This window comes from Maridesulfovibrio spiralis (SeqCode) (assembly GCF_048571135.1).
GTDB lineage: Bacteria > Desulfobacterota > Desulfovibrionia > Desulfovibrionales > Desulfovibrionaceae > Maridesulfovibrio > Maridesulfovibrio spiralis.
The window spans coordinates 4,252,381-4,266,227 of sequence record NZ_CP182344.1; the positions used below are offsets into that span (position 1 = coordinate 4,252,381).

Genomic DNA, 13,847 nt, shown 5'->3' on the forward strand with positions numbered 1-13,847 from the left:
TGGACAAGCTGAAGACAGTGATTATATTTAATACAGATGGGAAGAACTTCGACGGAGGGTACGTGAGAATAGGATCTAAAATTTACATAGAATGCGAATTGAGTCGCCTTAAAAAAAACATATGAATGCGTATAGTGACGGAGTAACATCCCACAACCGCGTAGCGCGGAACACGCACTTTTCTCTTGCCCTGCGTACATGATAAAGGGTAATCGAACTCAAGGAGGGTCCAAGACGAACCATTCTCCAAAACTATAAAAGCGCTATAAATGTTAGAAAAAATTAAGACTACTAATCTTCAGGAAGGAATGTTTGTTGTTTGCTCCGCCAATGGTTTTGCCAGCCTGCCACCGGACCTTTCAAACAAATCCATATCCTCTAAAACTGATATATCCGCCATACTCCAGCTGAACATCAGCGAAGTTCTAATCGATTCCGAAAAAAGCTCTATTCAGAACAGCTTTCCCCAGACAACCTACTCTGAGGAAATTCTTTTTGCGCGCGAAGCATACAACAGTGCCCTCAATTGCATTCATAAGATATATGAAACCATCAAGAACAAGGGCGACCTTGAAATTTCCGAATACAAAAAAGATGTCAGCCCGCTTATCGAATCTATAAACAGAAATAGCAGTGCAGCAGCAAGCCTGACAGTTCTTGCCCGTTCAGACAGATATCTTTTTACACACAGCCTCAATACTGCAATCTTGAGTGCTATTCTCGGGCGCTACATGGGGCTTTCGCATGAAATGGTAGAAGAACTCTCCATGGCCGCAATGCTTATGAACGTAGGCCAAGTCTGGATGCCTGAGAAACTGCTGCAAAAGAAAGGAAAACTGTCCAGAGAAGAATTTCAGCTGATTAAGCAGCACACCCTGAAAGGAAGTAAATACCTTCTCAGCCAAAACACACCTGAAACTATTTTCAAATCAGTGCAGTCGCATCATGAAAAATATGATGGAACCGGCTACCCCGAAGGCCTTTCCGGGAATGACATCCCGCAGTTCGCTCGCATAATTTCAATATGTGATTCCTATGATGCAATGACTTCTGACCGCCCCTACCGTGAAGCACTCACCCCGAATTCGGCCATCAAACATTTATACTCCATGGCGAATTCCGCATTTCACCCCAGATATCTGGAGAGCTTCATTAAATGTGTAGGAATTTATCCAGTAGGCTGCTTTGTAAAGCTCTCTGACGGAAGATACGGGGTCGTTGTCACCAATACGCCCAAAGCCCCCCTGCTACCGCAGGTAAAGATTGTCTTCAACAGCAGATTCCGTGCTATTCATCCCGAATTCGTAGATCTGGCTAAACGCTCAGAGCAAATGGAAGGTGAAAATCTGGAAATTGTGGAATGCATTCACCCCAAGACGTTCAAGCTGGAGCTGGATAGATTCCTCTGGTAAGACGAGGTTAATTAAACTCCACCTTTACCTGTTTGACGTATTGCTGAAGCAATTCAAATTCCACACGGACTCCTTCAAAATCCTGTTGTATCGATTTCGATTCTATCCTGCGACCAATCGCACCAAGATGCTGAAAACCATAGTTTAAGGCAGAACCTTTAATATTGTGCCCTATTCTGGAAGCGGTTTCCAAGTCTCCTGCATCCAATGCCATCCTGAGATCTTCAATTTCCTGATGTGTGATTTCCATAAAAACCGGAATCAAGCCCTTCAAATCTCCATCAATATTTTCAACAATCTTCAAAACTCCCCTCCAGAACCACCAGTTTAATAAACAAAAAAGGATGCCGTTAATAAAACGACACCCTTTCTTTTAACAATTTGTGAATTCACAGGCAAAAATAATTTGCCCATAGTTTTATACTATAATGACTACTCTTCGAGCTGCTGAATACCGTCGAGCTTCCACATGCCATCAGAATCAACAGGCTTGATGAAATGCCAGACTTCGCGCACCTGACTCGGCTGAGACTGGGAAGAATCTTCGCGCAACAGTACGTCATAGAAAACGGTAACGTGAGTTACTCCTTCTTTTTCCTTCACTTCCAGCAAACGAGCGTTAACCATCAAGATATCAGTCTGAGAAGGACCGGGATCTTCCTTGGCCTGCTGTTTAATCTCGCCAACAACTCCGGCAGTAGCGAATTGTTCGATATCCGCCATATCACGGTTATCCCATGATTTCTGAAGACGGGCATAAACAGCTTTTGCGCCTTCAAGGAAATCTTCTTCATCAAAGTCGGCGGGAGTATTCACAACCGGGCCGCTCTGAGGGGCCGCAGAATCAGCAGCAGGTTGGGATGCGGGATTAGAAGAAAGGTGTTCCCAAGCATTCTGCGCATTCTGTTCCCTACGCGCGTGAGGATCAGCATTCATATTACGAGTGGGCTGAGAACGGTCTGGACCGCGCTGATAATTGCCCTGTTGGTACATATCATCTGCCCCACGCCTGCGGGACTTAAAGAACTTGAATCCAAGATAAACGAGCAGACCGATGATCAGGATATTGAAAAATCCTCCGCCCATACCGCCAAAGCCGCCGAGCATAGAACCGAGAAAGGTTCCTGCCAGAAGACCGCCGAGCAGCCCCATACCGGGACGGGCAATACCACCCTGCTGCTTGTTGGTACCACTTGCCTGCTTCTGGGTAGAAGTTGTTGAAGTCGGCTTTTTGTAAGTGTTAGAAAAAGATGGCTTGCTGCCGAATGATTTTCCACCGCCCATTCTTTTTGCATCCGCATTTCCGGCCGAGAAGACCAGCAGACAGGCTATTGTGAGGGGAAGAACCAAATGCCCGAGTAGTTTCATCTAATACCTCATTTCTTAAGTTATAAAAAAACTGCGACCGAAGCCGCAGTCCTTTAGATAAGTACGCTAATCAAACCTGTCCAGTAATATCGGAGCTATTTCATGATTTTTTTCACAACCGGAAGTTCACTTTCAAAAATCATAATTTTATCATTTCCGGTTTATCTTGCGGAGACTTGAAATGAGAGTTAGATAATCACAAAAACAGAACAGGAAGTACTCATGATTCAAACATTTTTTTCCATATTTTCTTTTATATCCGGCAAATATGAAGCTAACCCTCACTGGGACCACTGGCCGTTCGGTCCAGGTTACGGTGATTTCTGGGCCTCAATTACAAAAATGCTCTTCGTGGCCGCTATTCTAGGTGTGATTGTACTCTTTTTGCGCGTCCTCTTCGGGCCTAACGGAAAATTCCGTGACCCGGACCTCGACCGCGAGGCAGCTGAAATGCGTGAAAAAGCACTGGCACAGCTTGAAGAAGATCTCGCTGCCGGAAATATTTCAGAGATTGACTACAAATTTAAGAAAAAAAGAATTATGCATTAGTTCATGGACACCTACAAAAAGATATTCACGCATTTTGCACGTCCCTACCTGCAAAATGCCCGTGAGCACGAGAAGTCGAACTTCCTACTGAAGTTCGACCACTCTTTTGATGTTTTCGAAAACAGCTGCAGTATTTGTGAGTCTGAGCAGTTATCCGATGAACTTGCACAATCCGCATGCATAGCAGCCTTATTTCACGACACCGGAAGATTCCCGCAGTACGAAAAATACGGCACGTTCAAAGACGCCGAATCCTGCAACCATGGGACACTCGGCGCACGAACAGTGCTGCGGCACAAGCTTCTGGACAACCTGCCCCGCAAACAGCGCAATACCGTCATTGGCGCAATCGCCCTTCATAACCGCACCACCCTGCCCGGCTTCATCTCCTATGAACTTAGAACATGCACAGAAATCGTGCGTGACTCTGATAAGATAGACATCATCAAAGTTCTGATTCCACACATGACCGACATTCGACCGGGCAACGAAGCTCCGCTCATGGGCCTAACCGAAAAGCCCGATGAAATAACTGATTCAATTCTGCTCTCCCTTAAAAAAGGAGAACCTGCTATTTATAGCGAAATGCGCTGCCTTAATGACTTCCGCCTGCTCCTGTTGAGTTGGGCATACGATCTGAACTTTGTGTGGTCACGGCAGGAGATGATCAAGCGGGGATACGTTGCGACCCTTATTTCCCAACTGCCTGACACAGGTCAGGTACATGCTGTCCACAAGCAGGTAATAGAACAGCTTAACTCTTGATAGATTTTATGGAATAATGTGGGTAACCCGCTCTTGTCATATGTTAATTGAAACTTACATTTCCAAGTATACTTTTTAAACATAACAACTCACTAACGGACAGCTGCCAATGACCGAAACCAATTACGACATCATTATTTTAGGAGCAGGCCCTGCAGGATTGCAGGCTGCTATTCATTCAGCGAGAAAAGGACTCAAAGTCCTCATCCTCGGCAAAAACGACAAGAGCAGTCTCTGGTGGGCACATATTGAAAACTTCTGCTGCACACTGGAAATCTCCGGTGAACAGATTCTGAAGACAGGTCAGCAACAGGCTGAAAGCTTCGGTGCGGTCTTTTTCAACGAAGACGTCCTTAAAATTAAGACCCCGGACCTGATGGACCTCGGCGGTGGCGGTTTCACTATTACTTCCGAAACAAAGGAATTCAAAACCAAAGCCATCATCATCTGCACCGGAACGACCCGCAACAAGCTCGGTGTCCCCGGTGAAAAAGATCTTTTCGGCAAAGGCGTTAGCTATTGCGTTGAATGCGACGGCAACTTCTTCCGCGGTGAAGAGGTCGCTATTGTCGGAGGCGAAAGCGCAGCCGCAGGTGGTGCTCTCCACCTGTCACATCTTGCATCCAAAGTTCATCTTGTTTCCAAAGAGTTCAACTTTGCACCGGAACTGATGGAAAAACTCAAAGAAGCAGACATCACCATCCACGAAGGTGTTGAAGTTGAAAAAATCACCGGCGGAAGCGGAGTTGACGGTCTCGTGTTCAAAGATGGAGAAAAACTTGGGGTAACCGGAGTCTTCATAGAACTGGGTGCGAAAGGTGTTATGTCACTTGCTGCTGAACTCGGTATCCAGCTTGATGAGTCCATGAAATTTATCGAAACCGACAAACAGCAGCGCACCAACGTGCCCGGTATTTTTGCAGCGGGCGATATCTGCGGGCCGCCGCTCCAAATGGCAAAAGCCGTCGGTGAAGGTTGTGTTGCGGGCTTGAGTGCCGCTAAATATGTTCGCAAGACTTGATAGGAAGTTTGCCTTCGGCGATCCTGCCGGAGGCCTTAAACCCTTTTGAAAAAGGGTTTAAGAATCCCAAAACTTTTTGACGGGGCTTCGCCGCTTCGTTTTGGAATTTGTACAAAATGAAAACCGGATTAACTCTTGAGTTAATCCGGTTTTTTTAGCGTTTTGAATAAATGTAATTAGGAAGCAAAACCGCTCTTCCAGCTGGCTTACCTATAACATCTTCCGGTAAAACCCCGAGGGTTGCGATTATGTTGTATCCTGAAACCTGTAGCCCTTTGCGAACTTCTTCACAAAAACTTTTGTTTTTCGGATAATTAGGTGGCAGCATGAACAGCTTGGTCCATCCGGATATTCCGGCCTTGGAAAGATTCTCTATCACCGGAACACGGATATTTTCCGGCCTGTAGGAGACCAGAAAGACCGGAATATTGCGTTGCAGCAAGGTATCCATCAACTCGACAGAAGGTTTAATAGGTGGCAGCGCACTTAAAATGACATGATTTTCCAGATCAGTCTTTGCAGCAGCATTCCCTGAGAAGTCCTGCTTTTTACGTGCCTTGTAGGTAGATAGCAGCACGTCTTCCACCACCATCACCACCGCGGGAAACTTAACCTTTTCCCCAATGGCCTTAATTGCAGTTTGAGCTACTGCTTCTGTGCTTTGCTCTACAACATTCTCGTATTTGCCGCTTTCGTAATAAACAACAACCCGCTCTCGGGCTTCCGGCAGGGAAATCATCGCACCAGCTGATTCAGCCACTTGTGATTTAGCTGCAACACATCCGTTGCAACAGACAAAGATCAGACAAATACATAAAAGCTTAAATCTCAAAATAATTTCCCTCCACCTAAAACGACAAGATAAAGAGAAATTAGCACAACGAGATCATATCCGACAAGTTGCAAAATGCAGCTATCTGTTTTTGTTAACAAAGACAAAGGCCCCGGCCAGAGCGGTAAAGGGAGCGACTGTTACCAACCCGAAACTGCCTACCAAAGTCTTTAGAATCTCAGCGGAGACATAAACAAAGTTAAAAGTGTTCATGAGCGGAACTCCCTGAGCCATAAATGCCATCAGCAGAGTAATGAAGCCGCCGGAATAAGCGAGCAGTAAAGTTGTGGTCATAGTCCCCACAACCGCCCTGCCGACACGGATACCGGACGCAAGAGCCTGCACCGGGGTAATCTCGGGGTTGGCGCGGACAACTTCATCCATGCTGGCCGCCACATCCATAGCCAGGTCCATCACCGCACCGGAACAGGCCAGAAACACGGCGGCAATGTAAATACGGGTCAGGTCCAGATGCCCGAAACCGGAATACAGCAGAGTCTCCGCAAAGGGCATCACCGCACCATGCAGATGCAGTTCTCCGGTAAAATAGATTGCCAACAGGCAGCTGGTAAACACGCCGAGAAACGATCCCAGAAATGCAACTACCCCCTTACGGTTCAACCCGGCGACCATGAAAATGATTACCGCACACAACCCTGCAACCACCGCCAAGGTAATCCAGACCGGATCAGTCCCTTCCAGAAGAGCCGGAACAAGCAGCTTCCAGAGCACAAGTGCGGTAAACATAAAGGAGAAAAGAGCCTTTGCCCCGGTCCAGCCACCGAAGACCAGCAGCAGGAAAGAAAAGAGAAGCAGCATGGTCAGCTCAAGATCAATACGGTAATGATCCTGCGGCACAGCGAACATGGGCCTGCCTTCAGCATCATAAGTGACAACCGCAAGAGCTTCATCACCGACAACGAAAAATTTGTCTTTATCCATCTGGCCGAGCAGTTCGTTTGTTCCCTGCAAAACCTGCCCTGCGAAACGTCCATCAAGGATTTTCATGGTCACGCTCTGCGGTCCGGTTTTTACTATGCCGAACTGATCAATATCCGCGTTATCCACAGTAAGGATTTCCGCCCGGCAACGCTCGGCATTCCCGGCAACACGCTGGTCAAATTCTGTGGGGATGAAATAAAGAATGGCGGTCAAAACCGCAAAAACCGTAACAAGAATAAACTCTCTGTTTTTAAGTAATCCGGACATAATCTCAGGGGTTAAATTTTACTTGCTGGAGTTGCAGATAAGCTAAAGGCGGGACATCTTGAGATGCCCCGCCCAAAACAGTTAAAGTACGAAGAGAGTGCTATTTTGCAGCAAACTCAGCATTGTTGATGCTGGCATGCACTTTAGGAGTCATACCCATGATGGACATGATTTTGTAAGCGATATCAGTGTTATGATAGTAACCGTTAAAGGACGAAGAACCAACACCCATAGCGGAAGTAGCAACGGGAACACCGGTGTGCTTATAGGAAGTCCAACCGAGACCTGCATTGTTGTTCAAAACATGGGTAATGGTTACGGTCAAAGGATCGTATCCGCCGTAAAGATTGTACAGTTCAGGGTCCTTGAATTCCGTCTCGCCATTCATGGTACGCGCGTAAGCGTCCTTGAGCATCGCAAGCTGGTAGTCTTTTACAACCAGCGGATTCTTTTTGGAATCACCTTCGAACTCAAGACCGAAGAAGTGGGTGATAGTAGGCTGAAAATCTTCGAAGCCTGCTTCACCCTTATGTTCTTCTTTCCAGAGTTTAACAACTTCGTCGGAGAACTGCTGGAAGGAGATAGTCTGGGGCTGAAGCGCATCAAAGTAGGAACCGTACTTGGTTCCTGCGAAACCGAGGGTAAGACCACCACATTCGTGGTCACCGGTAACAACGATAAGAGTTTCATTGGGGTGCTTTTTAGCGAATTCGACAGCTTCTTTGATGGAGTTGTCGAAAGCAACGGTATTGTGAATGAAAGCAGCAGCATCGTTAGCGTGGCAGGCCCAGTCGATTTTACCGCCTTCAACCATCAGGAAAAAACCTTCGGGGTTGTCGAGCATTTCAATTGCTTTAGCAGTGAATTCGGGAAGGGTGATGTCCTTTTCAGTCATATCCATTGCGTAAGGAAGAGCCTTGGAATCCTGCAACCAGGCGTTCCATGCGATAACCTTACCGTCACCGGGTTTGATTGCATTGAAAGTTTCTTTGTCGGTAACAACTTTGTAGCCGGCTTCTTTGATCAGATCGAGAGCATTACCTTTAAAGTTCTTGGAGTTCTTCTTTTTGTTGGTGATGTCTTTCAGACCGCCGCCAGCAAAATAATCAAAATTACTTTCGGAGAGAGCAACATCGATGTCGTAGTACTGTCCGCGGGTGGGAACGTGCGCGTAGAAAGCAGCGGGAGTTGCATGGTCTATGGATACGCTGGAAACAATACCGACTTTTTTTCCGTCGGCTTTAGCCATTTCAGCAATAGATTTCACATGCTTCTGGCTGGGGGCCATGCCGAGCATACCGATATTGGTTTCCTGACCGCTGGCGATTGCGGTTGCTGCCGCTGCAGAACCAACGATAAATCTGTTAGCCGCAGAGGTAGTGGTCATGCCTTGGGCGGGAAAGGTATTCATGGTGAGTTGTTCACCGGTGAATGCTTCGGTGGCACTTTTCTGGGGCAGTCCCATACCGTCACCGATAAAGAGGAAAACGTACTTGGCTGACTTGCCTTTGTATACGCGGACCTTTTTGGCCTTAGCGTATGCAGGAACAGCAGCCATGATCACTGCGCAGAGCATGAAAGCCATCAATACTCTGAGTTTGTTGGAAAATCTCATCACTTTCTCCTGATAATTAATTTATGATTCTAAAATGGGACCCCCGCCCCGTTTCAAGTGGCAGTATTATCAGCAGGATGTGTCTATTATGTCACAGACATAAGGATATTATGAAAACGAAGTAGCCATTATCCATGAATAAATGTTATGTGTAACAGAACCGATTTCTATAAACATTCACCAGTGCTTATATTTATCCTATGCATATGCTATTATATCAGGCAGATACAGCATGTTACTTTTTGAACATAAACATTTTATGACTGGACAATTCCACCCACATTAAGTATACAATATCCACTTAATATTGTTAAACAAAGTAAGGATAAGTTCGGTGCGTAAGAAATTCCTTCCCATTATTGTTATACTGATCATTCTATTCGGGCTGGCTGTTGCCGGATATGTCACCCCTGAAAAAAAAGAAAAAATGCCTGTTCGCATTATGTTTAAGAACAGTGGCGGAAAAGTAATATTCACTCATATACGCCACCACCGGGACTATGAAATTCCATGCGAAAAATGCCATCATGAACGTGAAACCAGCGATCAGGAACCACTGCCATGCGGGGCCTGTCACCCGGAATCATTCGATAAAGACTACGTAAGAGAGCACATCCGTTCCTTTCCTGACACCAGCTATTGCAGCAAATGCCACCACGCAGAACTGGGCAGGCTGAACTTCGACCACGCCGCCCACGAAGAATATGCAGAAGACGACTGTCAGACATGTCACCATGATACGGACATTGAAGAAGAGCCGCAAAAATGCGGTAACTGCCATACAAATGCGGGAACAGCAGAGATGCCAAGCGTTCGCGATGCAGCCCATGACCGCTGTATAGCCTGCCATGATGATATGTTCGAAGAAGGCCTGAAAGGCTGTTCCCCCTGCCACAGGATGCAGGATATGAAAAATTACTCCGGTGACTATACAGCTTGCGGACAATGCCACCAGGATAACGATAAAGATCTGGTGCTCAACCGCACCAGTGCTTTCCATGACCAGTGCATGGACTGCCATAAACAAATGAAACGCGGCCCATATAAAGACAGCGAATGCAGCAGATGCCATTTAAAATAAATTGGGAAGCCCTGATATGAATCCTCTTTTTTCACTTACCCCCTCTGAACGCGGCCCCATGATCAACACATGGGAACAGGATATCGGCGGACCACTGGAAATATGCCTTGAAATAACCGGGCTTGATCCTGCGGTACAGCTGAATGATCAGGTTTCCAAAGCCCAGCCGGTTGCTTCCGACCCGGCAGGCAAGAGACCGGATGTTCACAGCTCAGTTTCCGGCACTGTGATCGACATAAAGAAAGATCATATCACCATTAGGGAAGAAGGAACCAGAGTTGCCCCGCCGGTTGATTTCCCGGCTACAGATCCACGTACAATGCTGGAAAACCTGCGCCGCAACGGAATTGATACACGTAATATGAAGCAGGGCTGCACCCTGATAGTGAACGCAGTTCCCCATGAAGCCGGAATGGACGGCCACCGCATTCTGATTGAAGAGTTCAACGACATCATGACCGTCGGGCTGAATTACCTGAAAAAAGCCATTTCTCCCAAGGCATGCTCACTGGCTATTCCCAAAGGTATGGACTGGACAATTCAAGGATGCACCGGACATGAGATTAAACCGGTATACCCGAACAGTCTGCCGGAACTGATCACTAAGGCGATAACGGGTGAAGAACTACCTTCAGCTGTCTGCGTTATTGATGCGGCAACTCTTTACCGCATCGGGCGGACTATCCAAGGACGGCAGCCGGTAACTCTGGTAATCGTAAAAATAGGCAACACACCTTTTCTCACTCCGGTGGGGACACCTGTGGGCGTGCTTTTAAAGGTGGCCGGATTCAGGCCCGGAGAACATGACCGGGTTATTCTGGGAGGCCCGTTAACCGGACGGGCCATCTATAACCTGAAACAGGGAGTAACTCCTGAAACACAAGGGATCGTCGTGCTGCGTTCACCCAGCGGACCAACTCTTAAAGACAACCCCTGCGTCGGTTGTGGCGAATGCGTAATTCGCTGTCCTGCCCGGTTGATGCCCAATATGATCTCCCGCCACGCCGAGTTCGGACTTTATGAGAACTGCCTGAGCTATAATATCGCATCATGTTTCGAGTGCGGTCTGTGCGCATACTGGTGCAAGGCCCAACGCCCCATTCTGCAATACATCCGGCTGGCAAAAAAAGAACTGGCCGCACAACCGATAATTGAAGATCTCCGGGAGCAGTAATGAAGCCACTGAACGGATCACCGATACTGACTGTCTCCATCCCTCCACATGCGCATTGCGGACGGACCATTAAAAAAGACGCACTGGAAACCATAATTGCGCTGCTTCCGGCTGCCTGCTTTGCGGTATACCACTACCAGTTTCTTGCGCTGCGGGTACTGGCTCTGTCTTCATTCACGGCGGTAGTTACTGAAACCGTATGTTTATATTTCATGAAACGGGAGATTGAGGCCGACAATTATACCGCCCTGCTCTACGGGCTTATGTTCGGTTTTCTGGTTCCTCCGTCCGCACCGTGGTGGCTGGTTGCCTCCGGCAGCGGCCTCTCAATATTTATGGGCCGCATGATATTCGGAGGACTTGGCGCCAACCCGCTTTGCGTTCCGCTGGTAGGATGGGCCATCCTGACTGTATCATGGCCCGATCTCATGAATTTTGATGTATCAATGCTTGCTTCGGAACTGACGTATCCTTTAAGTGAGTTGAAAAACTTCGGCCCGGAAACACTTGATGAATATTCCCTGAAATCCTTACTGCTGGGATTCCAACTTGGCGGAACAGGAGCTGCACAGCCCCTTGCAATACTTCTGGGCGGCCTCTACCTGATGGTACGCAGAATTATCAGACCGGACATTCCGCTGGCCTTCATTGCCGGAGCCGCTGCAACTGCTGCTGTATACTATTTTATTGAGCCGCTGGAGGCCGCCTCCCCCGAATATCACCTGCTTTGCGGGACAACCCTTTTCGGGGCCTTTTTTCTGGCAACAGACGGTCCATCCTCCCCTGCGGGACACATACCCATGATACTATACGGTTTCCTTGCCGGAACATTGCTTATCATTATCCGGGTCTACGGAATCTATCCCGACGGTGCCCCCTTCGCCATCCTGCTTGCCAACCTTATGGCCCCGTTGATCGACAAAATCCGGCCTGCGCCGTTCGGAGGCATCACCAACATTCACCTGCGGAGCAGATCATGAAAGAAAGCATAAAAATGATTGTAGTGCTGACCCTGATCTGCGGCATGTTCAGCGTCACCCTTGCCTCCCTGAAAGAAGCAACCGAAGAACGAATCGAGGAGCAGGTGCTTACATATGTACAGGGACCGGCAATCAGCACAGTCCTTAGCGGATATGATAATTCTCCGGTAAAAGACCGCAAAAAATTCACTATTCCCGGTACGGAAAATGAGATTGCAGTCTTTCCTGCAATTCAGAACGGAAAGCTGCATGGCTTGGCCATTGAAACTTTTGCCAAAGGATACGGCGGAAATGTCGGAGTTATGGTAGGATTCAATATCGGGGACGGAAACCTTTCCGGCATCGGCATTACCACCATGAAAGAAACTCCCGGCGTAGGCTCCAAAGTTGCCGGGCACGGTTTCACCAGCCAGTTCAAAGAACACTCTTACGTTGTAGATCTTTCAGCAAACGGAGGAAACATTGACGGTATAGCCGGAGCAACCATTTCATCCACGGCTACTGTTGAAGCGGTTAAACAGGCTGTAAAAATTTTCAAAAAAATCAAACCGCAAATCAAAGCCGCATGGCAGCTGGAGTCCTGAGATGAGCTTATTGTGGAAAGAGTTTTCAAAAGGACTTTGGAAGGACTTACCCCCTTTCAAGGTAGTGCTCGGTCTCTGCCCGGTGCTGGCGGTAACCAAAACGGCTGACAACGGACTCGGAATGGGGTTAGCGGTTATCTTCGTGCTGACCATGTCCAACATCCTTGTTTCAATTTTTCGAAAGATCATTCCTCCCAAGGTACGCATCGCCTGCTTCATTGTTATCGCGGCTTCCCTTGTTGTTTCGGTGGAACTGCTCATGCAGGCCTTTGCCTACCCGCTCTACCAGCAGCTGGGCATCTTCGTGCCGCTGATTGTGGTCAACTGCATCATCCTCGGCAGGGCTGAAGCTTTCGCATCCAAGAATCCCATACTGCTTGCGGCTGCGGACGGACTGGGCATGGGAATAGGATTCACAATATCCCTTACCCTGCTCGGCGGACTGCGCGAACTCCTTGGTTACGGAACCCTCTTCGGCAACCAGATTCTGCCCGAAACATACAAACCATTCTCTTTCATGGTTGAGGCCCCGGGAGCTTTTGTCTGTCTCGGACTGATGCTCGCGGGAATGAATATTTTCACCAGCTGGCAGGCAAGACGCAAGGGGCAGGCGGTACTGGACAACCCCGGCCACGAATGCAGGTCCTGCGGAATTTGCAGCCGCTAGAAGGATTAAGCCATGAAAGAATACTTCCTGCTCTTCATATCCGCCATATTCGTAAACAACATCGTGCTGGCCCAGTATCTGGGAAACTGTCCGTTCATCGGTACGTCCAAGAAAATTTCCGTGGCTATCGGCATGGGCAGCGCAGTTGTTTTCGTTGCCACCATGGCCGCTTCCATAACATGGGCGGTACAGGAATACCTGCTTGATCCGCTGGGGCTGCAATATCTCCAGACCCTGACCTTTATTCTGGTCATCGCCTCGCTGGTACAGTTTGTAGAAATGTTTCTTAAAAAGGCCGTGCCGCCGCTCTACAAATCGCTTGGTATCTTTCTACCGCTGATCACCACCAACTGCGCGGTGATGGGTATCGCGATCATCTGCCAGCGTGAGGAATTCACTTTTATCAAAACCGTGGCCTTTTCCTTTGCTTCCGGCATGGGATTCATGCTTGCATTGATTGTTCTTTCATCCATCCGCGAACGGATTGAAGTTTCACGCACACCCAACTCCATGAAAGGTACGCCCATAGCACTTGTCATGGCCGGGTTGATGTCGCTGGCATTTTTTGCTTTTAAGGGGATGATTTAGAT

15 protein-coding genes are annotated in these 13,847 nt (G+C 47.9%); 10 read left to right on the forward strand and 5 right to left on the reverse strand.

What is annotated here, in order from left to right; all coding sequences use genetic code 11:
* Window positions 1-269: 269 nt before the first annotated feature.
* Window positions 270-1,412 (forward strand): HD-GYP domain-containing protein, encoded by a 1,143-nt coding sequence (locus tag ACNI29_RS19055; RefSeq protein WP_419779947.1) that lies wholly within the window; start codon window positions 270-272, stop codon window positions 1,410-1,412.
* A gap of 7 nt (window positions 1,413-1,419) precedes the next feature.
* Here ACNI29_RS19055 and ACNI29_RS19060 read toward each other — a convergent pair whose 3' ends face one another.
* Both ACNI29_RS19060 and ACNI29_RS19065 read right to left on the reverse strand, forming a co-directional pair.
* Window positions 1,420-1,716 carry an Hpt domain-containing protein gene (locus ACNI29_RS19060; protein WP_419779948.1) on the reverse strand — a complete coding sequence of 99 codons (297 nt, stop codon included), beginning with the start codon at window positions 1,714-1,716 and terminating at the stop codon, window positions 1,420-1,422.
* A gap of 128 nt (window positions 1,717-1,844) precedes the next feature.
* Window positions 1,845-2,780: a Tim44 domain-containing protein gene (locus ACNI29_RS19065; protein WP_419779949.1), complete on the reverse strand. Its 936-nt coding sequence runs from the start codon at window positions 2,778-2,780 to the stop codon at window positions 1,845-1,847.
* 222 nt (window positions 2,781-3,002) lie between these two features.
* Between ACNI29_RS19065 and ACNI29_RS19070 the strand changes: the two genes are divergently transcribed.
* From ACNI29_RS19070 to ACNI29_RS19080, 3 genes are all read left to right on the forward strand, one after another.
* On the forward strand, window positions 3,003-3,329 hold the full coding sequence (locus tag ACNI29_RS19070; protein ID WP_419779950.1) for an SHOCT domain-containing protein: 327 nt from the start codon (window positions 3,003-3,005) through the stop codon (window positions 3,327-3,329).
* 3 nt (window positions 3,330-3,332) lie between these two features.
* Complete coding sequence (locus ACNI29_RS19075) at window positions 3,333-4,094, forward strand: HD domain-containing protein (RefSeq protein WP_419779951.1); 762 nt, start codon at window positions 3,333-3,335, stop codon at window positions 4,092-4,094.
* 109 nt (window positions 4,095-4,203) lie between these two features.
* A complete protein-coding gene (locus ACNI29_RS19080) occupies window positions 4,204-5,115 on the forward strand; it encodes an NAD(P)/FAD-dependent oxidoreductase (RefSeq protein ID WP_419779952.1) in 912 nt (303 codons plus the stop codon).
* 154 nt (window positions 5,116-5,269) lie between these two features.
* Here ACNI29_RS19080 and ACNI29_RS19085 read toward each other — a convergent pair whose 3' ends face one another.
* From ACNI29_RS19085 to ACNI29_RS19095, 3 genes are all read right to left on the reverse strand, one after another.
* On the reverse strand, window positions 5,270-5,875 hold the full coding sequence (locus ACNI29_RS19085; protein ID WP_419779954.1) for an HAD family acid phosphatase: 606 nt from the start codon (window positions 5,873-5,875) through the stop codon (window positions 5,270-5,272).
* Between the two features lie 153 nt (window positions 5,876-6,028).
* Window positions 6,029-7,156: a YibE/F family protein gene (locus tag ACNI29_RS19090; RefSeq protein ID WP_419779955.1), complete on the reverse strand. Its 1,128-nt coding sequence runs from the start codon at window positions 7,154-7,156 to the stop codon at window positions 6,029-6,031.
* Window positions 7,157-7,256: 100 nt separating this feature from the next.
* Entirely contained in the window at window positions 7,257-8,771 is a 1,515-nt protein-coding gene (locus ACNI29_RS19095; RefSeq protein WP_419779956.1) for an alkaline phosphatase, read from the reverse strand.
* Between the two features lie 334 nt (window positions 8,772-9,105).
* Between ACNI29_RS19095 and ACNI29_RS19100 the strand changes: the two genes are divergently transcribed.
* Genes ACNI29_RS19100 through ACNI29_RS19125 form a run of 6 tightly spaced genes read left to right on the forward strand, consistent with a single transcriptional unit; the run spans window position 9,106 to window position 13,845 of the window.
* Entirely contained in the window at window positions 9,106-9,852 is a 747-nt protein-coding gene (locus tag ACNI29_RS19100; RefSeq protein WP_419779957.1) for a cytochrome c3 family protein, read from the forward strand.
* Between the two features lie 16 nt (window positions 9,853-9,868).
* Window positions 9,869-11,026, forward strand: a complete 1,158-nt coding sequence (locus ACNI29_RS19105) for an electron transporter RnfC (protein ID WP_419779958.1) — start codon at window positions 9,869-9,871, stop codon at window positions 11,024-11,026.
* The gene (locus tag ACNI29_RS19110) at window positions 11,026-12,006 is read left to right on the forward strand and encodes an RnfABCDGE type electron transport complex subunit D (protein WP_419779959.1); all 981 of its coding nucleotides are present in this window, start codon (window positions 11,026-11,028) and stop codon (window positions 12,004-12,006) included. The genes ACNI29_RS19105 and ACNI29_RS19110 overlap by 1 nt, the downstream gene beginning before the upstream one ends.
* Window positions 12,003-12,590, forward strand: a complete 588-nt coding sequence (rnfG, locus tag ACNI29_RS19115) for an RnfABCDGE type electron transport complex subunit G (protein ID WP_419779960.1) — start codon at window positions 12,003-12,005, stop codon at window positions 12,588-12,590. The genes ACNI29_RS19110 and rnfG overlap by 4 nt, the downstream gene beginning before the upstream one ends.
* A gap of 1 nt (window position 12,591) precedes the next feature.
* Window positions 12,592-13,257 (forward strand): electron transport complex subunit RsxE, encoded by a 666-nt coding sequence (gene rsxE, locus ACNI29_RS19120; protein ID WP_419779961.1) that lies wholly within the window; start codon window positions 12,592-12,594, stop codon window positions 13,255-13,257.
* A 12-nt stretch (window positions 13,258-13,269) separates the two neighbouring features.
* A complete protein-coding gene (locus tag ACNI29_RS19125; protein ID WP_419779962.1) occupies window positions 13,270-13,845 on the forward strand; it encodes an electron transport complex protein RnfA in 576 nt (191 codons plus the stop codon).
* Window positions 13,846-13,847: the final 2 nt, after the last annotated feature.

Excerpts from the sequence above, each read along its gene's own strand:
- ACNI29_RS19110 (WP_419779959.1), top strand. The coding sequence starts at position 11,026 with ATGAAGCCACTGAACGGATCACCGATACTGACTGTCTCCATCCCTCCA.
- ACNI29_RS19070 (WP_419779950.1), top strand. The coding sequence starts at position 3,003 with ATGATTCAAACATTTTTTTCCATATTTTCTTTTATATCCGGCAAATAT.
- ACNI29_RS19075 (WP_419779951.1), top strand. The coding sequence starts at position 3,333 with ATGGACACCTACAAAAAGATATTCACGCATTTTGCACGTCCCTACCTG.
- ACNI29_RS19055 (WP_419779947.1), top strand. The coding sequence starts at position 270 with ATGTTAGAAAAAATTAAGACTACTAATCTTCAGGAAGGAATGTTTGTT.
- ACNI29_RS19105 (WP_419779958.1), top strand. The coding sequence starts at position 9,869 with ATGAATCCTCTTTTTTCACTTACCCCCTCTGAACGCGGCCCCATGATC.
- ACNI29_RS19125 (WP_419779962.1), top strand. The coding sequence starts at position 13,270 with ATGAAAGAATACTTCCTGCTCTTCATATCCGCCATATTCGTAAACAAC.
- rsxE (WP_419779961.1), top strand. The coding sequence starts at position 12,592 with ATGAGCTTATTGTGGAAAGAGTTTTCAAAAGGACTTTGGAAGGACTTA.
- ACNI29_RS19065 (WP_419779949.1), bottom strand. The coding sequence starts at position 2,780 with ATGAAACTACTCGGGCATTTGGTTCTTCCCCTCACAATAGCCTGTCTG.
- ACNI29_RS19080 (WP_419779952.1), top strand. The coding sequence starts at position 4,204 with ATGACCGAAACCAATTACGACATCATTATTTTAGGAGCAGGCCCTGCA.
- ACNI29_RS19090 (WP_419779955.1), bottom strand. The coding sequence starts at position 7,156 with ATGTCCGGATTACTTAAAAACAGAGAGTTTATTCTTGTTACGGTTTTT.
- rnfG (WP_419779960.1), top strand. The coding sequence starts at position 12,003 with ATGAAAGAAAGCATAAAAATGATTGTAGTGCTGACCCTGATCTGCGGC.
- ACNI29_RS19095 (WP_419779956.1), bottom strand. The coding sequence starts at position 8,771 with ATGAGATTTTCCAACAAACTCAGAGTATTGATGGCTTTCATGCTCTGC.